18 protein-coding genes are annotated in these 21,513 nt (G+C 60.5%); 5 read left to right on the forward strand and 13 right to left on the reverse strand.

Annotated features, from left to right (window positions below; genetic code table 11):
- Position 1 precedes the first annotated feature (1 nt).
- The gene (locus tag K8I61_17185) at positions 2-2,170 is read right to left on the reverse strand and encodes a hypothetical protein (GenBank protein MBZ0273776.1); all 2,169 of its coding nucleotides are present in this window, start codon (positions 2,168-2,170) and stop codon (positions 2-4) included.
- A gap of 449 nt (positions 2,171-2,619) precedes the next feature.
- A complete protein-coding gene (locus tag K8I61_17190; protein MBZ0273777.1) occupies positions 2,620-2,796 on the reverse strand; it encodes a hypothetical protein in 177 nt (58 codons plus the stop codon).
- Between the two features lie 9 nt (positions 2,797-2,805).
- On the opposite strand from K8I61_17190, the gene K8I61_17195 reads away from it, so the two are divergent.
- The 3 genes from K8I61_17195 to K8I61_17205 all read left to right on the forward strand — a co-directional run bounded on the left by K8I61_17195 (position 2,806) and on the right by K8I61_17205 (position 4,324).
- A complete protein-coding gene (locus tag K8I61_17195) occupies positions 2,806-3,177 on the forward strand; it encodes a PilZ domain-containing protein (protein ID MBZ0273778.1) in 372 nt (123 codons plus the stop codon).
- 213 nt (positions 3,178-3,390) lie between these two features.
- Positions 3,391-3,990, forward strand: coding sequence for a hypothetical protein (locus K8I61_17200; protein MBZ0273779.1), 600 nt, complete (start codon positions 3,391-3,393; stop codon positions 3,988-3,990).
- 196 nt (positions 3,991-4,186) lie between these two features.
- Entirely contained in the window at positions 4,187-4,324 is a 138-nt protein-coding gene (locus K8I61_17205) for a hypothetical protein (GenBank protein MBZ0273780.1), read from the forward strand.
- 42 nt (positions 4,325-4,366) lie between these two features.
- Here K8I61_17205 and K8I61_17210 read toward each other — a convergent pair whose 3' ends face one another.
- The 3 genes from K8I61_17210 to K8I61_17220 are packed head-to-tail and all read right to left on the reverse strand — an operon-like array spanning position 4,367 to position 8,508.
- Positions 4,367-6,052 carry a hypothetical protein gene (locus K8I61_17210; GenBank protein ID MBZ0273781.1) on the reverse strand — a complete coding sequence of 562 codons (1,686 nt, stop codon included), beginning with the start codon at positions 6,050-6,052 and terminating at the stop codon, positions 4,367-4,369.
- The gene (locus K8I61_17215) at positions 6,052-7,185 is read right to left on the reverse strand and encodes a baseplate J/gp47 family protein (protein ID MBZ0273782.1); all 1,134 of its coding nucleotides are present in this window, start codon (positions 7,183-7,185) and stop codon (positions 6,052-6,054) included. Before K8I61_17215 ends, K8I61_17210 begins: the two co-directional genes overlap by 1 nt.
- A 9-nt stretch (positions 7,186-7,194) precedes the next feature.
- On the reverse strand, positions 7,195-8,508 hold the full coding sequence (locus K8I61_17220; GenBank protein ID MBZ0273783.1) for a hypothetical protein: 1,314 nt from the start codon (positions 8,506-8,508) through the stop codon (positions 7,195-7,197).
- Between the two features lie 401 nt (positions 8,509-8,909).
- On the opposite strand from K8I61_17220, the gene K8I61_17225 reads away from it, so the two are divergent.
- Together K8I61_17225 and K8I61_17230 are read left to right on the forward strand one after the other, a co-directional pair.
- A complete protein-coding gene (locus tag K8I61_17225) occupies positions 8,910-9,539 on the forward strand; it encodes a DUF4145 domain-containing protein (GenBank protein MBZ0273784.1) in 630 nt (209 codons plus the stop codon).
- Complete coding sequence (locus K8I61_17230) at positions 9,536-10,171, forward strand: hypothetical protein (GenBank protein MBZ0273785.1); 636 nt, start codon at positions 9,536-9,538, stop codon at positions 10,169-10,171. Before K8I61_17225 ends, K8I61_17230 begins: the two co-directional genes overlap by 4 nt.
- Before the next feature lie 236 nt (positions 10,172-10,407).
- On the opposite strand, the gene K8I61_17235 is transcribed toward K8I61_17230, so the two are convergent.
- The 8 genes from K8I61_17235 to K8I61_17270 all read right to left on the reverse strand — a co-directional run bounded on the left by K8I61_17235 (position 10,408) and on the right by K8I61_17270 (position 21,511).
- Complete coding sequence (locus K8I61_17235) at positions 10,408-13,221, reverse strand: hypothetical protein (GenBank protein ID MBZ0273786.1); 2,814 nt, start codon at positions 13,219-13,221, stop codon at positions 10,408-10,410.
- A gap of 566 nt (positions 13,222-13,787) precedes the next feature.
- A complete protein-coding gene (locus tag K8I61_17240) occupies positions 13,788-14,990 on the reverse strand; it encodes a phage baseplate assembly protein V (GenBank protein MBZ0273787.1) in 1,203 nt (400 codons plus the stop codon).
- On the reverse strand, positions 14,987-15,763 hold the full coding sequence (locus K8I61_17245; protein ID MBZ0273788.1) for a hypothetical protein: 777 nt from the start codon (positions 15,761-15,763) through the stop codon (positions 14,987-14,989). The genes K8I61_17240 and K8I61_17245 overlap by 4 nt, the downstream gene beginning before the upstream one ends.
- Entirely contained in the window at positions 15,763-16,464 is a 702-nt protein-coding gene (locus tag K8I61_17250; protein ID MBZ0273789.1) for a hypothetical protein, read from the reverse strand. Before K8I61_17250 ends, K8I61_17245 begins: the two co-directional genes overlap by 1 nt.
- A complete protein-coding gene (locus tag K8I61_17255) occupies positions 16,451-18,832 on the reverse strand; it encodes a phage tail tape measure protein (GenBank protein MBZ0273790.1) in 2,382 nt (793 codons plus the stop codon). Before K8I61_17255 ends, K8I61_17250 begins: the two co-directional genes overlap by 14 nt.
- Positions 18,833-19,056: 224 nt before the next feature.
- Positions 19,057-19,545, reverse strand: a complete 489-nt coding sequence (locus K8I61_17260; GenBank protein ID MBZ0273791.1) for a hypothetical protein — start codon at positions 19,543-19,545, stop codon at positions 19,057-19,059.
- A gap of 25 nt (positions 19,546-19,570) precedes the next feature.
- The gene (locus K8I61_17265; protein ID MBZ0273792.1) at positions 19,571-20,053 is read right to left on the reverse strand and encodes a hypothetical protein; all 483 of its coding nucleotides are present in this window, start codon (positions 20,051-20,053) and stop codon (positions 19,571-19,573) included.
- 3 nt (positions 20,054-20,056) lie between these two features.
- Positions 20,057-21,511, reverse strand: a complete 1,455-nt coding sequence (locus tag K8I61_17270; protein ID MBZ0273793.1) for a DUF2586 family protein — start codon at positions 21,509-21,511, stop codon at positions 20,057-20,059.
- Positions 21,512-21,513: the final 2 nt, after the last annotated feature.

Genomic DNA, 21,513 nt, shown 5'->3' on the forward strand with positions numbered 1-21,513 from the left:
ATCACTCGAACGACAACTCGCAGGACCAGCCGTCCTGCAGGCTGAGCGTTGCGGGGTCGCTGATGTGCGCGTTTTTAGCGCGGATGATCAACAAAACATCCGTTGGCGTGCCGCCCGCGCTGTTGTCGTAGAGCTCGATATTCGCATCGATGTCGTCTTCGTTGTCGGCAGATTCCCAGCTCGATGCGCCGGAGACGGAAACATGCAGGTGCATTGAGGCGTCGGTGAAGCTGTATCGTGCGTGTCGCAAATAGAGCTTCAAACCTGTCGGCACGGCGACTTTGATTCGCTGTAATATGTCCGTAAGCGAACCGGCGGTGTACGAGTCCGTCCTGCTCGCGTTCCCCGAAACCGTGAAGTAATTCACCTTGTCCGCCGTCACCGCCTTGATGCCGAGCTTGGAGTTGACCACCGAGGAGGCCGCGATCTTGTTCGCGTCGACGGCGCTGTTGGCGATCTTGCTGTTGGTGACGGCTGACGCCGCGAGCTTGGCCTCCGTCACGGCGAGGTTATCGATTTTCGCCGTCTCAACGGCGAGGTTCTCGAGGTTGGCCGTCGCGACGGCGTCCGCGGCGATCTTGCCGAGGGTGACGGCGCCGTTGGCGAGCTTTGCGCTCGTCACGCTCAGGTTATCGATTTTCCCGGTCGTCACGGCCAGGTCGTTGATCTTGGCCGTCACAACGGCGTTGTTGACGATCTCGTTGGTGTTGACCGCATCGTCTTGCAACTGCGTGTTGCCGACCGTGTCCGCCTTCAGGTTCCCGTCGGCGTCCAGCACGACATTCAGCCGCGCGTTGAGCGAGGTCTTGTTTCCGCGGGCGGTGACGACTTCCGCGACGTTGGCGACGACGCCGCTTCCGTTCAGCTCCCACACCTTCGCGATCCCGCTCGTGATGTCCGCGTCGTCGGCGACGCCGCCGGCGTGCCAGTAGACGGCGATGTTCGGGGCGTAGCCGAGCGTCGGATTGATGTTCGGCGAGACCTCGACGTAAAACGCCCCGCGATCGCCGTAGATGATCCGGATCTCGTGGTCGTCGTTGTAGTAGCAGTTGGAGTACCAGCGCCGCCCCGCGTGAACGATGTGGGCGTACTGCTGTTGCAGCGGCTCGACCAGGCCGAAGGCGATGATCTCGCCGTCCGAGGGCAGCGCGCCGACATCCACCGAGGGCGCGGTCGTCCCGGGAACGATCTCGATCGTCATCGGCGGGACCGCGCCCGGCGGCGTGTGATTGTGCCGCGCGACGACGAGGTCCGTCCGGGTGTTCGTCGAATCCGTGTTGAGAGGGATCGTCGCGGCCGCGGGATCCGTGCGCTCGACCCGATAGCCCTGGCGCGTCACGACGGTAACCGGATCGACGGTGATCCCCGTCCCTCCGTCATTCGTCACCCGGCCGCCGGCGACGACGCCGCGTTGGATGACGTCGTCCCAGAGGTGCAGATCGACCAGGCGATGCAGCTCCGTGATCGCATCGGCGACGACCCGCTCCCCGCCGATGCCGTAGTCGGCGACGAGCTGCCAGTCGGACTCCTCGATCTCGGCGTCATCCGCGAGCGTCCCCGGCGCGATCAATTCGATGCGCAGGCCGGGCTCCCAGCCCGTCAACTCCGAGAAATCCTTCCCGATGAATTGGATGCGCGCGGCCATGACGGCGCCGTCGACGATCTTCCAGACGCCGGCGACGTGATCGTAGACCGCGTTACGCACCCAGCGTTCGGGGAACGGGACGAGGAGGTCGTAGGTCTGCTGGCCGGGCTGGCAGCGGCCGATGGCGATCGGCGTCTGGTACTGGTTGTAGGTCGGCAGGGTGAAGCCGGCCTCGTCCGCGCCTTCGAGGATGAAATAGATCGGCTCGGGCTGGTCCGGCCAGGTCTCCACGTAGACGAACTCCAGGACGATCAGGTCGTGCCGCGGATTCGCGCCGGCGTTCGCGGGGATTTCATTCAGCGTGTCGGCCCGGAAGTAATTCGCAAGCGCGGTGTCGAGGAAGATCGACTCGCCCTTGCGGGTCATGATCTGCCCCGGCCGGATCGACACGTTCTCCGGGGAGCTGCCGATTTCGCAGGTGTAGCCGCGGTGGACGCCCTCGGGGATGAAACCCGCGAGCTGGTCGTTGAAAAACCGGGGATCGTCGACGTCGTGGTAGCGGAATAGAACGCGGTGGGCTGGCATGCCGCCCGCGTAGCATCAGGACCGCGCCCGTGGGAGGGCGGCGTGATTTTTAGGCCGCGAATTTCACCGCGAAGGCGCGAAGAAAAATCAGAGCCGCAAGCGACAGCGCGCGGTCGTGCCTATGTTCAGAGCCACAAGTCTTGAGCGAAGCGAAGGAAGCGAAGCGCAATGCGCGGGTTTTCGGGTCGCGAAGAAAATTTCACCACGGGGCGCGCGGAGAACACGGAGATCAGGGTGGCGCGCACTGCGCCTTTGCGGTGAACACCGGGAAATGATTTTCAGGGATTTCGGCGGCAAGCGAAGCGCGGCATTTTTTCTTGACACCCCCCCGGGGCCGGGCGGATGATTGCGGCTTCTTGTCGCCGGGATTCCAATCGCGAGGTTATTTCGCGGTGTCCCCGCGCGAGCGCTCAAAAGACAAACGACCGTATTTTTTCTTTATGACCGATTCAAATTCCCCTTCCGACGACGAAAGGCCCCAGCGCCGTCAATACGTTCGTGTCCGGGATCTCCTTGCCGTTTTCGTTCAAATTCTCGGTGAGGACGAGCTCGACGAGGCGGCGCTTGAGGTCGCGCGGCTGCGCCGAAAACAGGCCGCCCTGCCAAGCAATGTCGATCGCCGGCATTTCGTCCAGGTGGACACCTGCGATATCTCCGGCGGCGGAATGCTCGTGGCCGCTGCCAAACCCATCGAGCCGGAGACGATCGTGCGCGTCTCCATGCTCGTCGGCCCCGACGGCCCGGCAAAGCCCGTGCACCTGCTCGCGCGCGTCGTGCGCACGGAGCGCGCTTTTCCGCCGGACGCGAAGCACCCGTGGCGCGTGGCGATCCACTTCGAGGACATCGAGGACGAGGACCGCGAGACGATCGTGAAGCACGTCATCGCAACGCAGAGGTTGTCGGTACGAAGGGTAATCGACCGCCGGTCGGCGAACGGGAGGGCGGCGTGCTGTTTTGGATTTTACCGCATTGACGCAAAGAGAATAGGAGGCCCTAGCAAAAAATAATTGCAGTTCAGCGGTTCGACCTGTCAGGCTGCGGCGCTTAAAATCGAAGTTGACAAATAATCCCCGCGAGAATTTGATTTATTTTCAATAAGTTACGGATCGTTGCGGGACGCCATCAGAATTACGGCGACCATTGCCCGCGATATTTCGCGCGTGTTGACTTTTGGCGGCATTTCGATTTTAAGTAGGGAAACCGTTAGAAAGGCGGGTCACATGGATGAAGTCACCGCGAAGATGCTGGAAGAACTTTCCAGAAAAATCGAAGTGGCGATGGAGCCGGTACGCGAACTGAAAAAAGCAGCGAATCTACTCGCGAAGTCGCAGGGCTACGAGCAACCGTTTTCGGAAGAAGAGATGAGCGAGCCGAAGAGCGGAATTCAAAAAATCCGGTTCGATCAATTCACAAATTATTCCGGGCCAAGTGCCGCGGCGAGAGCGTTCCTCGATTTTCGTGGCAAAGATCGTGGTGCTGCAACGATCGACGAGATCTATCGCGCGCTTTGGGATGGCGGATTTCCCTTTCACGAGAAGGACGATTCGAACAACAAAGGCGCACTCAGCATTGCACTTGGAAAGGACAAAAAGATTTATCGCAATCCGACGAATGGCGCATACGGATTGGCGGAATGGTACCCGAATGCCCGGCGAACGAGAAGCATCGCCGGTAATGGAGGGAGTAGCAATTTAAACGACGCTGACGATGAAAACATCGACGAAAGCGACGGCGACGACGCGCATACCGTCGCTTTAGAACAAGTTGCGTCAGATGGAGATATTGCAGATCGTGAATCGACTGAGAACGAAAAAGACTGAGGCCAGTCGCGACTACGACTGGCCTCATTTCGGACGCGGGCACTGAAAAGCCCGCTCTTGGCGAAGCCGCCCGGCCGAGGCTTGCTCGGATCGGAAATCGACTTCCCGGTTATGGCGGGAATTAGATTAGTCCCTTCCGACCTATTTTTCAAGCCGAATTGGGCGGCCCCATCCTTTTCTCAGAAAGGAGGGGCGCATGAAGAAACGCGCACCGTCCAAAGGGAAGTCGCGAGAGCTGGTTGGCTTTGCGTCGAAAATTCGCCTGAAAAACGGCCGAATTCTTTACGCTTGGCAATACGGCATCCGTGGTTTCCCGATCTACCGCAACAAGTAGATCAAGGCAGGCAGGCTGGGCAACCCCCCGGCCTGCCTGTCCTTACGCCGCCGCGAACACCCCATGCTCCCCGTGCCAGCCCTCGCCGTCCCACACGCGCCCCTCGGAAAAATGGCGGATGTCGCCGGCGATGGTTTTCCAGACGACCTTGCGCACGGCGCGGCGGCGGCGGAAGACGCGGCGGTAGAGGTATTCCTCGGTCACCTCGACGTCCGCGACGGCCGTCATGTTGACGTGCAGCTCCGCCCAATGCAGGTCGGGGATGTCCGCCGGGCCGTCGACGGTGTAGCCCTCGGTCACCGTGGCGGCAAAGCCGTAAAAGGCGAGAAGCTCCGTTAAGCCGGGAACGGTGCCGTCCTTTTTCTTCTGGCCGAACTCGGCCACCAGACGTTCGCGAAAGGCCTCCTCGCCCTCGATGAGCTTTCGTTTCAGGTCGCGGTTGACCCCGTGGACGGCGTCCAGGCTCGCCCCTGTCGCGCGCGCGAGGATCGCCGCATCGCGCTGCTCGACGATGTACGCCCTCTGTTCGTCGAACTCGCGGCCGGCGGCCTGCACCATTGCGAATTGCGGGAGCGCGTCGATCTTGGCCTGCGTGTCGGCGGGATCGTTCCGGTTCATCCGGAAATCGCGGCCGAACGCCGGATAGGCGTAGCCATCCTCGCCCACGGGCGCGGTGGTGAGCGGCGCGGAGGGCGGCGCGGCGAAGATGTTGGCGAGGCTGTCGATGCCGTAGCGGAAGACGAAATTCAGCGGCAGCACGCTCTCGCCGTCGGTCGCGACGATCTTCGTGTCGATTTCGATCTCGTCTGACGATATCGCCTTGACCGTGACGCGGGATTCGCCCGCCTTCACGCGCGGGGCGAGCCCTTCCCTTTTCAGGCTCGCGGCGATCTGCCCGGCCAGGCGCGATTTCGCGTCGCCGGCGTCGGGCTCCCCGAGAAAGTCGTTGACGCCCGCGCCGAGGTTCGGGTGCGCGTGAAAATCCCCGCGCGGGGATTCGAGGATGTTCGCCACGTCCTGCAAAAGGCAGGTGACGCCGTCGGGTGTGAAGGCCAGATCCCCGGAGGCCGTGAAGGCCATCGGGTATTTCTTGAGCGCCCGCGGAAGAAGCCACCAGAGGAAATTTCCGGCCGGCGAGTCGTATTCGATTTCAAAGTCGTCGAAGGTCGCGGCCGCGGCGGCTTCGCCGTCGGAGACCACGGCCATGCCCAAGATCGCCGGCTCAAGGGGAAAGTCGTCGACGTTGGAGACGAGCTCGCCGCCCGCCCAAATCTGAACACGGCCCGCGTCGCGCCGGACGCGCACGAGAAGCGGGTAACCGGCAAGGTCCGCCAGGCGCCGCTCGATGATCGTATCCCCGCGCCAGGAATAGACGACGACGCTCCGCCCGCCGCCGATGTCGCGCAAGACGCCGATCTGCTCCTGCGTGAACGTCGGACCCGTCCCGCGAAGGGCGAACCAGGCGAATTGGTTGCCGTCCGCGGATTCCTCGAAATCGTCGCCGGTGAAGCGCAGCGTCAGGTCGAGCCGGCCGACGGGATGCCGGAACTGCACGCTCGCGCGCCGGGACGCGTCGGGGAGGCTTTCGGGCGCCTCGTTGACGGCAAGACGCAGTTCGCCGCCCGCGATTTCGACCGCGCCGGTCTCGTAGCCGGCGCCGAAATCCGAAAGCTCCGTCTTCCACTTGCCGGACAGATCGGGGCCGTCGAAGCCGTCGGAATATTCCATCAGGGGACGACCTCCTCGTAGGCGATCTCAACGTCCCCCAGGACGGGCAGCTCGTCCTCGCCGACCGGCACATCCGCCGCGGGGTCGGCAAAGACGACGTCGTAGGTTTCCTCCGGGCGCGTCACGATCTCGACGAGCTGCGTGAAGACGACCTTGCGCCCGACGCCGAGCGGCCGGATCCACTTGTAAAGCGCGGAGCCCAGGGGATTGAAGTAGGCGGCAAGCGCCTCGCGGATCGTGGTGTCGAGCGCCTCCTCGTCCGTGTTGGCGTAGCGGTAAACCGTCATCGACACGTCGACCGTGCGGTACGCCGGCGCAAGGACGAGGATGTCGTCGCCGCCGGCCTTGTGCGCGTCCACATACGCCTGCACCGTCGCGAGAAGGCCCGCGGTGGGCAGGCCCGCAGTGCCCAGGATGTAGATGTTCGTCGTGCCGCGGCCGCGCGGGAAATTGGAATCCACCCACGCGATCGCCACGGACGGGTCGGCGTCCATCGCCATGCTCGCGAGCGCCGCGTTCGTCGCGCCGGTGGCCAGGCGATCCCAGGCAAGCTGATAGCGCAGATACAGGCGCTCGTCGCTCTCGCGATCCGCGCCTTCGCGGGTGATCCAGCCGGCGCGGTTTTCGACCCGCTGGATGCCGGAGATGCCGGTGATGATTTTCGATATCGCCCCGACCGGGACGTTGAAATCCTGGCCCGCGCTTTCGGCCTCGACGCTGACGGCGACCTCCGTCTCGCCGGCGGGAAGCTCCGCGTCCGCAAGAACGAGGAAGCGGTAGGAGACGCCCGCGAGGTCTTTGTTCGTCGCGAGGATCTTGCCGGCCGCGATGGGGTAGCTCACGTCCGCGGCGGCGCTGCGCGAAAGGTACACGACGCCCTGCGTCTTCACGGCGTCCTCGCGGACGAGGCTGCGATCCTTCACGATCTCGTCGAGCCAGACGCCCTTGGCGGTCGCGGCGATGGTGGAGCGCGCCGCCTCGGACCCGTAATCGTAAAACGCGGCCTGCGTGTCGCCGATCGCCTCGATGAGCGTGACGGCCGTGCCTCCCGCGTTGAAGTTCGAGACGCCGGCGCCGGCGAATCCCTCGGCGAGGTCGGCCTTGATCTCGGCGGCGGTTTTTTTCGTGGGCATGATGTCTCCTTAGACTCCGAAAAGCTCGCCCACGGGGGCGAATTCGGGCCCGCCCGCGAGCAGGCAGGCGCCGACGACAAAGGATCGCGGGGGAAGCGGCAGGCGATCGTCGCCGGCCTCGACGGCGTCGAGCGCGTCAAAGAGCCCTTGCGCCCCCGTGGCCGAGTCCAGGCGGACGACGTACACGCCGGTCAGGGCGAGGATCTGCTCGACCCGCTCGATGAGGTTCTCGATGCGCTCGGCGGCGTCGCGCAGGTTTTTCGCCTTTTCCTTCAGGGCGTCGGCGAGCTCCTGGACCAGGGCGAGCATCCCGTCGGACACCTCGAGCAGGCCGATGATCTTTTTGGCCTCGTCGGCGACGGCGCGCACCGGCGGCAGGTCGCCGAGCTTTTTCGCGTTCCAGTCCGGCGCGCGGGCGGGGCGGCTTGTCGCCGGGCCCGTGCCCGTCAGCAGGATCGGCGTGCCGGCGGCGTGGTCGGCGGAAAGCGGATCGTAGAGCGCGAAGGACTTTTTGGCCCGGTCGATTTTTTTCACGGTGACGAACTGGTCGTTGTAGAAATCCGCGGACGCCGCGGACCGCTTGATCCAGACGTAGTCGTCCTCGTGAAAATTGTCGGTCGTCGTGACGAAGATTTCGCGGTCGCCGGCCTTGCCCGCCCTCGCGAACTGCGTGATCGCCAGGCGGTCGAGAATCTTCTTGAACGCGTCGATCCCGAGCAGCGTTCCGATCGCCTTCAAGAGCGCGGGCAGGCCGTCAAGCGAGGGTGTCCCGGCGACGAGGAGCAGGCAGGAGACGCTCGCCGAATCGCTGAAGGCGGGGCGTTGCGCGTCGCCTTGGTCCTCGAAGGAGGCCTTCCAGCGGCGCGTCCAGCCCGCGAAGCCGTAGGCGGTGCCGGGAGACAGCGGCAATTCCGCGTCCTTGAAGGGCGCCGGCTCCTCGCCTCTCGCGCGCGCGGCCGCGGCCTCCTTTTCGTAGGCGACGCGGCGCTTGCGTTCGGATTCGTCGATATCCATCATCCGGGCGAGCTGCTTCGCATCGAAGGCGCGCGTGGCGTAGAACGGAAAGCCCGTCGCGTCGTAGTAGAGATAGACGCCGGTGCCGAGGATGTCGGTGAGCGTGTCGCGGAGCTTTTTGACGAGCGCCTGAATCGCCGCGCGCGCGGGATCCGTGACGTCGTACAGAAAATCGCTGACCGTCTCGATGCCGCCCGCGATGGCCTCGGCGTTCGATCCGACCGTCTCGGCCACGGCGCCCGTCGCCTGGAGAGCGGATTTCGTCGGGCCGGGGAAAAGCGATTCGGCGTTGAAGGGCTGCCAGCTCATATTTGAGGATCGAGGATTGGGGATTGAGGATCGAGGGCCGTCACGAGATTCCTCCGCGTTCTCCGCGATCGTGCGAGGCAAGGTGCGGCGGGAGGAAGGGCGGCGCGTTTTTTACCGCTAAGGCGCGAAGGAAACGCGAAGGGAAAATGTCAGAGCCGCAAACGAAGCGAAGCGAAGTGCGCGGGTATCCGAAAAAGCGTCAGTGCCGCAAGCGGCAAAGCGCGAACGTGGCGACGTCTGAGCCGCAAACGCAGGCCGGAGCGAAGCGATGGCGGAGTGCGCGGGTAGCCCTGGGAGCGCAGGCGGCTCGCCTGCCTATGGACGCCGTTACGCAGACGCGTTAAGAAACCTTGCAAGTCTTTTTTCGCTGACCCGCCAAACCGGCGTTTGGGAGGCCTGGAATGGCGCAACTTCGTTGGTTTTTTGTCGAAAACGACGCTCATCGCACGGTGCCATACCGATGCGGATATTGCGAACGCGACGTCTCGGCGAACACGACATGCATTTTGCAGGAATATACTCCTCGATCCCCGCGTGACTGGGTTGCGACCGGACAATTTGCCATCGCATGCCCGCATTGCCATAAATGGTCGAATATGACCAACGATAGTGTCGAACCCTTGCCCCGTTTTGGAAGAGAAATCGAACATTTGCCGACGGATGTTGGGTCGATTTATGAGGAAGCGCGCGCGTCCATGGGTGCAGGTGCCCCGACGGCCGCCGTCATGTGCTGTCGAAAAATTATTATGAACCTTGCCGTTGAGGAGGGCGCCACACCAGGTCTGAAATTCGTCGAATATCTCGACGATCTTCGGAAAAAAGGCCACATCCCGCCGCGTTGGCAAGGATGGGTTGAGAGCATTCGAAAGGCTGGCAACGAAGCGACCCACGAGGTCGAGCCGCAAACGCTCGATGAGGCCAGGCGAACGATGGACTTCACGGCCATGCTGCTCGCCGCGCATTACGAAGGACCGGGGCGATTAAATATGCTGGAGCCTAGCGTCGAGACAGAACGAGATAGGACAAAATGACCCCCTCCAAACCGAATCTAACCCCTCACAACACGATCGACGACGCGGCGATAAGAGGCGAAGCCTGCGTTGAAAAAAACTTGAATCAGCTCGAGACAGAAAAACGCAAGCGGGAAATCGCCGAAAAAATCAAGGCCGAAAATCGCGTTTTTTTCACGCTCGCAATAAAAGTCGCAGGCGTCGTATTTGGCCTTTGGCTTTTGTTCGGTTGGATCGCACCACCCGGCGATGCCGAACGTGCTGGGCAATTTGGCGATCAGTTCGGTTCGGTCAACGCCTTATTTTCCGGCCTAGCATTTGCCGGCGTCATCGTCGCACTCATAATGCAACGTCGCGAATTGCAACTTCAACGAGAGCAGCTTGAGGCACAACTGGAGGAACTCACACTCGCTCGTGCTGAATCAGTACAGACACGAGGCGTCTTGGCTCTGCAACAGGAAAACATGGCCCAAACTGCTCGCGCGCAAAGGCTTCAAGCGGAACTCACTGCAAGAGCGATTTATCTAGATCGTCATCTAATGCCAATAGCAAAGACAGCCGGGTTAAAGGGCCAGCAGGCGCATGTAAATATCGAGCGAGAAATACAACGCATAAATAATATAATTTCTTCTCTTTCCAACAACGACCCATGACCATTTTTGTGGATCGTCCGGGATTGGGTAAGAACTTTGCGCGCTGCAAGGCAATGAAACGGCAGACTATTGCGACGAAAAATGATCCTGCGGCGGAGGTCACCTCCAAGCCGCTTTTGCCCCACCAATATTTCGACGCCCTTTTCACTGCCTCCCGCTGCTTTCCGACCTAAGGTTTTCATATCGCCGACCTATTAACAATAATCTTGGAAGAACATTTTTTTTAAACATATTGTTCACACGCCTCTTATTTTCTGTAGACTTATACCGATTTTATCACTAAGCTGTGGAACATGTGATGCCACGAAACTCGAAACCCATTCGATTTCCTCTAGCCATTTCGCGGGAACGCTTTCAAACATCACCTTTAATTTTTCAATTTGGCCAGCCAAGTCGGAGAACCAATCAACTATTAAGTCATCAATCACAGATACGTATGGCAGGTACTTGTCGCCTTTCCGCGTCAACGTGGCCCGATGCGAGGTGGACGACTCCATAAATGCGTTGAAACTTCGAACATAAAGGTCCGTCGCAGAACATCTGCAGTTCAATTCATTACACCGCATTCTGTAAACATCCGCCAGAGATGACCGCTGAATATCACATAATCTGGAGTACTCCTCGTCAAATAATTCATTCAGCCCAACCAACGCAAGCCGCAACCGACTCTCGATATATCCCTCGTCAAACGCGCCGTAGCGACTTTTGTATTTATCAATAATGTATGGCATTCGAGATAGATACGTTTGCATGTAAACCGGATGACTTATCAAATTTTGGAAATATTTTACACCTGTAATCGACAAAGATATGTTCGAAATATTTGAGTGAGCCATAAGCTCTGCGATAGACTCGAAGGAAAGCCTGCGATCAACCCACACAACTTGACGTTTTTTATCCGCCATATTGTTGATTGTCAACAACAAATAGGTATTAAATTTTTCTTCATTCAAGCGCCCGGAAACTGTGAAATGCCGGTACATCTCGTCGTAAAAAAGCGCTACTCGCATTTTATTAGAAGAGATTTCACTCAATAAATACAATATACGAAGACCCATAGGCATCAATTGTTTTCCATCGTACGAAAACACATTTGCGGCGTATCCAGAATCCCCCGATTTCCCCGATGGCTCAGTCACCAATAGCGCCCTAGCCGCATCAAATCTATTATTTACTCGCAATAATTGCTGGACGATTTTCGTGTTTGCTATTTCCGGATCTTTCACATGGTCTCGTCGTAAAGGGGGTCGCCCAATACGGTCCCCAAATCCGAACTCGCGCCCTTTTTCAATTGATCCTATTAAAAAATTTTTAACAACTTCTGTAATCTCAGTTGGGACGCCGATACTTTGTAGTGACGTCGATACCGTATTTGTGACAGTTTTTATAATACTATTAATTACCTCAACACTAAACTCGTTCGAACGCGACGCCTTTTTATTTCGCCTGACAGCAATTGCAACCGCTTGACTTAAAAAATTATAGTAGTCTTCTTGCTTCGAATATAGTTCGACAACGGCCGGAATTTTTCTATATATATCGTTTAACATCGCTCCCGATTTAGCGCCGTGATGCTGACTTACGCTCATAAACATAGTACACCATGCATCAACGATTTTTTTTGCAAAAAACTCGCCAATTGGTGTCTGTGCCTCCTCTTCGCCGCGCCCATTTACCAAACTAATTACGCCATTATCTTTGCTGTATTTATTGACAAACATCGATGAGTAATAAATAGATTCTGAAATTGCCGTGAACGCAATCGTCGTCGATAATGATGCCTGAACGTCTTCGCTGCCTCCCTCTAAATACGCGTAATCCCGATTGATAATTTGACTTTTTGCCCACGCTTGGGAAATATACATCGCATTTCTTATGTCTGTTCCGCACAGTGCTTCGAATATATTTCGAAAATCGTCGTCCCGTGATTGCAGTCGTAGCCACAGCTCGAAAAGTCTCGCATACATCGTCGCGCGTACGTCACTCTCAATTATTGTTTGATAAGCATCATACGAAGACGGATCTAATAAAAATCGCGAAAGACGACGAACGGCAATATCCGTTGGCATCGCGCCCGAGTGGCAGTAATAGAAAAAAGGATGTGAAGCGACATTTGTCTCAAAATTTGTAAGTCTAACTGGAACGAGAATCTGAAACGTTAAATATTGCGATATCGGAAGCAGAAGTGCTATTATATGTTGCTGTAAATACTCCTGCAACGGGTCAATATTGTCAATGAGAAGTACGGTTTTAAATGAGTTGCGCTCTTTATCTCTGTTTATTGAATCCAGCACGGCGAGCCAAAAAATGAGGCGGTCTGCACTTGTAAACGACCGACACCACGCTAACAATAAATCGTGATTAATTTTGCCATTCTTTAGCAATCGGTCAATGTTACTGACGCCTTTTGCCTCTTGGGCGTAATCATTTAACTGTTGGTACTTACTTTCAAAGCCACCTTCGTCGATTGATCTCCTGTTTAAATTGATCGCGAAAATTAGAATTTCAGCGAGACTTTCTGCATCAATATTTGCAATTATTTCGGATTCGAGTTGTTTTGCGAAATACCTGACGATATACTTTTCTTGGCCCGTACCGTCGCCATCTAAGGTTTTCATTTTTTGTTTAAAATCCGCCTTGTTAAAGTCCAGCATAATATACGGCAAGGCTCTATGATGTTCTTGGTTCTTTCGATTTCGGCGCTCGCCTTTGATTATATGTTTAATAATATATCTAATCGACGAGGTTTTTCCAGCGCCGGCCCCACCGACGATCGCTACCAAAGGACCAGGACTTTGTAATATCGTCGCAACCGTGTGACGTTCGTACGGGCCCAGCGATGTTACATCCACTGCTGTGCTGATATCACGTTCAGAGAGATCTTGGCAAAATCTAGCGTGTTGGCCGTCAATCAGCTCGCGGCGAACGTCCATTATTAGACTTTGAAAATAACGCGGGTCATCGTGAACTGGATGGGGCGGGAACACATGGTCTGTGATATGATCCATCGTGTCTGAAAAATCATCATCGGCTTTAATGCGATTTGGCATGTTTACGTTTCCTTTATTTACTTATCGATCGTTCAAGAATCATCGCGCTTGTTTAGAGGACCGTTGAAAAAATCGCAGCCCGCTCGCACGAAAGAGGCCCGATTCGCGGCGAATCGCCAGTCCAGGTGATGTTCCTCCCCCGCGCCCGAATTCGTACGCGCTGCTGGCCACGCTCCCGCGCGTCATTCTCCGGTCGCCCGCGCGTCCCAGAACGCGTATCGTAAACCCGCCTTTTAACGGCTTCACTCACGACCGGCAACGACGGGCAAATTTGCATGGATTGCGAACACAACTTCCCGCACCCCTTGGTTCAGATTTTCTGCTTCATTTGACCTTTATCAGATCGAAATGTTCTTTGCAAGGGAATTTACGAAAACGCCTTCAAGCGCCGTTCGTCGATTGGCGCTGGCTGGGCATCCGGCCGTTTTTGCCGCGACAGTCGTGAGGTTCGATCGATAGCAGCTTCCGCGCCCGCCTCTCCTCGCCTTCCGCCTCCTCGCGAAGCCTCTCCACCACGGGCGCGGCCTGCTCCCGCAGCTTCAGTTTCGCGGGCTTCCAACCGCCCACTAGAACGGCCCGCCGAAATAGACACGCGGGCTCAGGATCGGGAGCGCCGGGAGGCCGGGGACGGCCGGCGAGCCGAACAGAGCGACGATGAGATTGGTCGTCGCCGTCTCGATCGAGCTTGTCAGCGTCGCGGTGATGCCGGACAGGGACGACGGCGTGATGGGATTCGGAAGCCCGGCGACGGCCAGGTTGTAAACGCCAACGGCCGCGCTCAGGGCTTCGAGGTAGGTCGCGAGGTACACGGCCAGGCTTAAGCCGTTCACCATCGGCTGGCTCGTGCCCGGGATAAATTTCCCGCCGAAGACATTCAGGCCCGGGCCGCCGATTTCCACGCAGACGAGATCGTCGCCGGAGGGCAGGCTTCCGTCGGGCGCAAGGCCCGTGGCCATGATGCGCAGGCGGCCGCCGATGACGACGGATTTGTTCTTCGCAACCGCCTCGTCCTCGTCGCCGAGCACCTTCTTTTTGCGGTCGCCGGCGACGTCGTAATCCTCGCGGCCGGAAACCTTGCGGCGGGCCGCCCCGTGGACGATTTTCGCGTGCTGATAGTCGCGCGTGACGGCGCCCATTTCCTCGGAATAGTCGCCGTGCTCCTCGAAATTTTTGCTGACGAAATGGCGCGCGCCGTCCTCGAGGGTGACGGTGTCGTCGCCGGCGATGGTGCGCTCCCGGTTGCCGCCCACGCGCTTGAAATCGTTGCCCTGCACCTCGCCGTTCGCGTTGCCCGCCGTGCGCTCGCTGCGCGTGCCCGCGACCTCGTCGTCAAGGTTGTAGGCGCGAATGACAACCTCACCCGTGTCCGGACGCAGGACGATCCGCTGCCCGGAATTGTCCGCGAAGACGAAGCTCCCGACGCGGCTGCCGAGCGGCGTGCGGTTGGCGAGAAAGTCCACCCCGTCCACGCGGGGCTGCGTGATGTCCTGTCCGCGGAAGCTGACGTTGACCTCGCTCCCGATTTCCGGGAGCGCCCAGACGCCGAAGCCGTCCCCGCCGGCCAGGCACGATACCGGCGTCTTCGGAAGAAGCCAGGGCGTCGGATCCTCGGCGTCCTCGTCGGGTTTCACCTCGATGTCCACCGTGTGGGCGTCGTCGTCAACGGCGATGACCATGCCGGGGACGTTCGGCCTAAGGAAGCGGCGAAGATCCGGGGGCGCGGACTCGAAGATGCGCTTTAGCTCCGCCGCGATCCGGTGGTTGCTCACGCCGCGCCCACCCATTCGTAATCGACGATGACGCGGGAGCCGCGGCCGTCGATCTGCGTTTCCACGTTCGCGGCGAACAGGCGGGAGACGGTTTCGTCCAGGGCGGCGAGATCGATCACCGCCGCCGGCTCGATGACGCGGCCGAACGTCACCAGCCGTCTGCGCAGGCGGTCGATGTCAAGAAGGTCCCCGTCCTCGTAAAGCGTCATCGAGGACTCGGCGGCGATCGCGGCCGTGCGCGTCGTCCAGGTGAAGACGCCGTTTTCGTCAAGGAAAGCGACGGACTTTGTTTTCGCGCGCAGGTCCATTGCGGCGATCGCCTCGGCGACGGACTGCCCATTCAGGGGCAATTTGTCGATGACGAATTCGGATTCCGCGATGCCAGCGGTGTCGATGCCAAGCTCGCCGACAAGCGTCCGCAGGATCTCGGCGACGGTCTGCGACTCGAACGTGCGCGTGAATTTTACGGTCTGCAGAAGATTCCAGGCATCCGCGGCGAAGACCTCGTACTGGAAATTTTCGCGGGGGACGGCCTTCAAGATTTTGCCGGAGAAAATGGGCTGGCGCTCGCCGTCAAAGGTCCAGGCGAACGAAAGCGGGGCGTCCTGGGACAGGAGCGGGGAAAGATCGCCGATGCCGTCCTCGACGACTCCGCGAAGGGTCCGCGGCCGCGCCCAGGCCGACGCCGAAACGACGGCGCTTTTGGCGATGTCGGCGAACTCGACGCCGCCGGCGACAAGGATGTCGCTCCGCGTCTGGAAAACGTGCGCCATCAGCCGTTGTCTCCAAGCCCCATTGCCTGGCGCAGGCCGTCGCGGAAGGCGTCGGAGCGCTGTTTTTCGCTTTCGGTTTTCGGGGATTTGGACGGGAGGGTTGCGTCCGAATTGCCCGAGCCGTTCGCGCCGCTTGATCCTCCGGACCCGGCGCCCGGCCCGCTTCCCCCGTCCCCTCCACCGGGGGCGGCGCCGTCGCCTTTTTTTCGCGCGGTCGCCGGCGCCTTGATCTCGCGGAGGGTGACGTTTGCGGTGACGAGGTCCGCGCCGACGGTGTCCGCGGCTTCGAATTGCGCGACGTAGACGAATTCGAGGTCCGATCGATCGACCATCGGGTGGCGGACGGCGAACAGGCGATTGCCCCCCGCGTCGTTTTTGGCTTTCAGCGCGGCGTGCATGGCGTCGTATTTGTCGATCGCGGACAGGTCGCCCCCTTCCTCGTCGGAGAGGATTTCGATCTGGAAGACGATCTCGACCGGCTCGAAGTCCTTGGCCTGCACGGATTTCGTGGAGGCGTCCTTTTTGCCTTCCTCGGTCACCTTGGCCTGGTTGCGAACGGCGACCGATCCGACGGGGGGGAACTCGTAGAGGACCGTCGCGAAATCGGGCACCCAGGCCCCGCCCTCGCCTTTGGCCGCCTCGCAGAGCTTGACGGTGATCGGCTGTTCATCCTCGTAAGGGTTGTCCTCAAGCGGCGCCAAGGCTCACGCCCTCGAGCTCGTCGCCGATGTCTTGCAGGACCGCCAGGAGATTTTTCTTGAAGTCGGCGAGCGTCTGCTCCGCGTTTGCGCCCGAGACGACAAACGCGCCCGGCTGGATGTTGACGACGATCTGGCGGGAGCTGCGCGTGTTGTTCGTCGTGGATCCGCCGGAATCGAAATCGTCGAAGACCGGGCCGAAGGCCTCGTTCGCCGAGGACGCGATCGCCGGCGCGCCCAGGTCCATGCCTTTGGCGAAGGTTTGCGAGAAGGCCATGCCGCGGCCGGTCAGATTGGACAGGGGCCCGAGGCGCGCGTCGGAGCCGGGCAGGTAGGCCAGCACCTTGCCGAGGACGCCGCCGAGACCGTCCTTGAGCGTCGTCCAGCCGGTCTTGATCCCCTCGACGAAGGCGGTGATGAGGCCGAATCCGGCTTCCTTGAAGTTGCCCCACAGCGACGAAATCAGATTCCCGAAGTTCTTGAGCTGCTCGACGACCAGGTTGATGTTCGCGTCGACCACTTCGCCGATTGTCGCCCAAGCGCCGCGCCAGTCGCCGAGCAATAGCTGTGCACCGGCCTTGATGATCCCCGCCACGGTGGTGACCATCGTTCCGACGATGCCCGAAACCAGATTCCACGCGAACCGGACGATCGCGACGATGTTGTTCCACGCGCCCTTGAAAATGACGGCGATGACCGGCCACGCGGAGGTCCAGAGCGCGAGCGTGCCCATGACCGCGGGTTTCAGGACCGACACGAAGATGCCGGCAAGCACCTGAAGCACGGCGCCGATATACGGGAACACGTCGTTGGCGACGCGCTTCAGCTTGATCCACGTCCCGTAGGCGTAGCCGAAGACGAAGCCGATCGCGTAGGAGATCCTCGTCAGCGCGACCTCGAATTTGTCGCGCAGAACGGAGACGACGCCGTTCACGGCATTCCGGAACGTCTCGGAGTGTCTGTAGGCGAGGTAGAGACCGCCCGCGATCGCCGCGATCGCAAGGACCACGGGATTGGCGAGCAGGCCGAGAAAGGCTTTGCCCAGGGCGATGACGCCGAAGCGCGCGAGCTGCAACCAATTGGCGAGCGCGACAAAGCCCGTGCCGCCGAACAGCCCGCCGATGGCGATCACCGCGAAGGCGACCTTGCCCGCGAGAAACAGGAACGCGCCGCCGAGAACGAAGGTCGTCGCCGCGAGAAGGCCGATCACCCCGGCGAATTTGAGGAACGTCGGATGCGCCCGGGCGAAATCCCGGAACGCGCGCGCGATGGGGACGACGCCGTCGAGGATCGCTTTCAGCGGGTCCAGGAGCGGCGTGCCGAGCGAGGCGGCGATCAGCTTGATCTGGTTGCCGATGACCGTGAGCTTCCCGCCCGCGGAGTCCTGAACGTTTTTCAGCTCGTTCGTGAGCGAGATGTTTTCGGCGAACGCGGAATTGGAAAGGCCAAGGTTGGTGCGCATCTTGTCGAGCCCGCCGGCCAGGCGCTGGACCGTTTCGACGGCCTCCTGCTCGAAGATGCCCTTGATCGCGGTCGCGCGCACGGCCGGGTTGATTTCCTTGATCTTCCCGAGCAGGTCCGTGAACGCGCCGATGCCGTCGGTCTGGACGCGCTGCTGCCATTCCCCGACCGAGACGCCCATGATCTTCGCGGCCTGGCCGGCCTGCGTCTGCATCCGGAGAAAGACGTTCCGAAGCGCCGTGCCGCCGCGCTCCGCCCCGAGCCCCATGTCCGCAAGCGTCGCGCCCAGGCCCGCGACCTGCTGAAAGGTCAGGTTCTCGATCGGCCGGCCGATGCGGGCCATGGCATCGACGATGAATTGCGCGGAGGCGTTCGTCGTGTTGGAGAGCTCGTTGATCGAGCTTCCCATGTTCTCGACGTTCTGGAGCGGGATCTTGAAGACGTTCGCGAAGCCGGCGAACGCGGAGGACGCGCCCTCGGCCGAAAGGTCCGAGACCGCCTCCATCTTCGCGACGGCCTGGGTGAAGCTGAAGATGTTTTTGGCGCCCGTGATGCCGAGTTGCCCGGCGGTCGCCGCGATCGTTTGCAGGCCCTGGATCGTCGTCGGCACACCGTTGTCGACGATCCCGGTGATGCCCTCCTCGATGTCAGAAAACGCGAGGTTCGTCGTCTTGCGGACATCGACCATGCCGGTTTCAAACGCGATCGCGCTTTTGGCGGGGATGGCGAAAAGCGCCCCGGTGATGACGCCGGCGACGGCCAGGCGCTTGGCGAAACTGGTGACGCCGGCGATGGCGGACTTCACCTTGTTCAGATCGTTGGTCACCTGCTTGGCCGGCGTGCTGACGTTATTGACGCCGACGAAGTTGATCCGGATCTGGTGCAAAAAATTGCCGAGAGCGCCGAACATTTCAGCGCCCCCGGCCGTCAATCAGGAGCATCGCATCGCTCGTCGTTTTGGGGTCAGGTTTCCCGAATCGCGTCTTTCCTATTTTCCGCCGAGGGCTTTCCATCGCCGCCTCTCGCGCTCTTCGAAATATTCCGCCGCCGCCATGTGTTCCGCGATCTCGTCGAAGTCCATCTCGTCGATGTCCGCGAAGCCGTAACGCGGAAACCAATGGCAGATGATCGCCCTTACTTTTTCGTACCCGCTCCGCTTGAATTCGAACCGGGAGCGGGCCAGATTTTTTTTACGGAATCCGTCCCGTCGAAGCCGTTGCCGATGAGCAGCAGCCCCTGCATCTTCACGACGTGTCCCGGATCGAAATGGTCGTCGAGTTCCACGTACGACGGCTTGGGGTAAACGAGCAGATAGTCGATCAGGTTCCAGGCGGCCTTCAGGTCGCCCTCGTTCTTCTCGACGGCCTTTCCGAGTTTGACGACCCGCTGATAGGAGCCGACGCGGCCGACGAAGTCGCGGGGATCGTCGGGCATGTTGAACGTGAATAGCTTCGCGTCCGGGTTGTCCTTGATCCACGCGCGCGCGGCTTCGCGGGCGTCGATGTCATCGAGATCGTTGAACGGCGGGCCAAAGGCCTTCGGCTTCGATTCCGTCGGCTTGGGCTCGGTCGTGTTTGTTCCCGCCGCCTTTTCGTCCACGGGGGCGGCTTGGTCACTGGTCATGCGTCACTCCTGCATGGCAAAGGGTTTAGATGAGGCCCTCGCCGCTTGTCGCATCGCCTTCGAGGCTTCGCCCCTCGGCGTCGTCGAGCGACATCGAGCCGGCGTTTTTCGTGAATTCGAAACCCTTGAAGGTTGGCGTGCGCCGCGAGCCGTTGACCTCCGGGTACCGGAACTGGATCGTGACGTTCTTGAGGTCGAGAAGGCTTTTGTATTCCTTCCCGTTCAGGAAAAACGATTTGCGGTCGCCGGCGCCGGCGGGCACGTCCTCCGGGCGTTCGAGGACGCCGGCGTTAACGCCCGTGCAGTCGAACGTCACCTTGTATTCGCGCTGCTTGCGCACGCGGCCGCGCGGATTTTTGTTCTTCCCGCCGGGGCCGCGGATGATCGGTTTCTCCTGCGTTTCCTCCCAGTCCGCGTTCTGGCAGGTCATGAGCGGCACGCCGTCGACGAGAACGACGATGTCCTCGAGGGTCGGGCCGTCTGCGACTTCAAATTCTTCGGCCGCCATGGGCTAGCTCCTTTCGACGTGGACCCGGTGCCGGACCCGTCGCATCGTTCTCGTGTTCAAAATGCCCATATCGAAATCGACATCGCCTTCGGCGTCCTGCGTCACGTCGCTCTCGTACCCGGCGATCGTGCCGCGCCGGCCCGCGCTCGGGCTGTTCGGCATGCGATTTTCCAGCGGCTTTTCCATCGCCATCCGCAAGGCCGCGAGGCCGTCGTTCGTGTCGGGATCGTTCGGCTGGCCCCAGATGACCTTGCCGGCCTCGCGCGCCTCCATGCCGCAGGTGAAGATCGTCCGGATCACCTCGGCGTATTTGAAGTCGCTCGTGTTTTCGGCGAGCGTCCGGTCGTTGCCGATGATCACGCCGCGGCCTTCCTCGGTGCGCAGATAGCTGATCCGCGCGTCGGCCAGGTCGTTGCGCATCTCGACCGGGATCTCCGGCTCGAGGTCGCCTCCGTTCTGAACGAGGATGTTGACCGGCGAGCGGTTGATGTTCTCCGCGAACCACGCGCCGAGAAACTGCGCCGCCGTGGAGGCGACGTATTCCTCGCCGTCGCCGTCGGTGTAGGTGCGCTGGCCCGCGACGCCGATCAGCTCGCGGTACGCCTCGCCCGTCGTTTCCTCGATGAGGCCATCGACCCACGCCTGCACGTCTTCGCGCCAGGCGCTCGAGTTGACGGGATTTTCCGTCTCGAAGGCCTTCAGTTCGACGACGACCAGGCGCTCGACCTGCTGGCTTGTCAGCATGTCGGCGGCGTGCGTCGCGAGGGCCTCACGAAGGCCGTCGTCCCCCTCGCCGACGTTGTCGAGCGTGAGAAGCAGGGGCAGCGTCTTTTCGTCCTTGGCAAGGTCGAGCGCGAGGATCAATTCGTCGCCGGTCCAGGTGCCGTTTGTCCCTCCCTCGAAATCCGTCCAGTCCGGGAGGTCCGCGGTCTCGCCGCCCCCCGCCGTGGCCGTGATCGAAAGGCTCGAATCGTTGACCGCCTCGACGATCTCCTCCTTCGTGCCCTCGAATTGCGTGACGTCGCCGTCCTCGCCGCGGCGGAGCGAGGCGACGTAATCGCCCTCCTCCTCGCCCTCCTCGGCCATGAACTGCCAGTCGTTGCCGCCGTCGCCCGTGTATTCGTATTCAAAGCTCACGAACGCGGCCGACGAGCCGTTGTCCCACCAGACGAAGCTCGCCTTTTGGGCGCCGTCGCCGCAGCGGATCGCGTCGACGGTCAGCGGCTTCTTGTTCAGCACCGCCGCCGAAATCGACTCGCGAACCGCGCGCGGCAGGCGTTGGGACGTGCCGAACATCTCCTCGGCGGCGGCCACGCCGGACATGCCGGAGAAGGTCTGCTTCGTGTGAAGCGGGCCGTCGGAGCCAAGGCCCATCAGAAGGATCCGATGTTCGAGGCTTGTCGGCGCGTCGGACTGGAAATTGTCCTCGTATTCGGTTTCGATTCTCGGCTCGCCCATCG

This window comes from bacterium (genome assembly GCA_019912885.1).
Taxonomy (GTDB): Bacteria; Lernaellota; Lernaellaia; order JACKCT01; family JACKCT01; genus JAIOHV01.

Coding starts and splice junctions, on each gene's coding strand:
- K8I61_17185 (MBZ0273776.1), bottom strand. CDS start 2,170: ATGCCAGCCCACCGCGTTCTATTCCGCTACCACGACGTCGACGATCCC.
- K8I61_17190 (MBZ0273777.1), bottom strand. CDS start 2,796: ATGCCGGCGATCGACATTGCTTGGCAGGGCGGCCTGTTTTCGGCGCAG.
- K8I61_17200 (MBZ0273779.1), top strand. CDS start 3,391: ATGGATGAAGTCACCGCGAAGATGCTGGAAGAACTTTCCAGAAAAATC.
- K8I61_17205 (MBZ0273780.1), top strand. CDS start 4,187: ATGAAGAAACGCGCACCGTCCAAAGGGAAGTCGCGAGAGCTGGTTGGC.
- K8I61_17210 (MBZ0273781.1), bottom strand. CDS start 6,052: ATGGAATATTCCGACGGCTTCGACGGCCCCGATCTGTCCGGCAAGTGG.
- K8I61_17215 (MBZ0273782.1), bottom strand. CDS start 7,185: ATGCCCACGAAAAAAACCGCCGCCGAGATCAAGGCCGACCTCGCCGAG.
- K8I61_17220 (MBZ0273783.1), bottom strand. CDS start 8,508: ATGAGCTGGCAGCCCTTCAACGCCGAATCGCTTTTCCCCGGCCCGACG.
- K8I61_17225 (MBZ0273784.1), top strand. CDS start 8,910: ATGGCGCAACTTCGTTGGTTTTTTGTCGAAAACGACGCTCATCGCACG.
- K8I61_17230 (MBZ0273785.1), top strand. CDS start 9,536: ATGACCCCCTCCAAACCGAATCTAACCCCTCACAACACGATCGACGAC.
- K8I61_17235 (MBZ0273786.1), bottom strand. CDS start 13,221: ATGCCAAATCGCATTAAAGCCGATGATGATTTTTCAGACACGATGGAT.
- K8I61_17245 (MBZ0273788.1), bottom strand. CDS start 15,763: ATGGCGCACGTTTTCCAGACGCGGAGCGACATCCTTGTCGCCGGCGGC.
- K8I61_17255 (MBZ0273790.1), bottom strand. CDS start 18,832: ATGTTCGGCGCTCTCGGCAATTTTTTGCACCAGATCCGGATCAACTTC.
- K8I61_17260 (MBZ0273791.1), bottom strand. CDS start 19,545: ATGACCAGTGACCAAGCCGCCCCCGTGGACGAAAAGGCGGCGGGAACA.
- K8I61_17265 (MBZ0273792.1), bottom strand. CDS start 20,053: ATGGCGGCCGAAGAATTTGAAGTCGCAGACGGCCCGACCCTCGAGGAC.
- K8I61_17270 (MBZ0273793.1), bottom strand. CDS start 21,511: ATGGGCGAGCCGAGAATCGAAACCGAATACGAGGACAATTTCCAGTCC.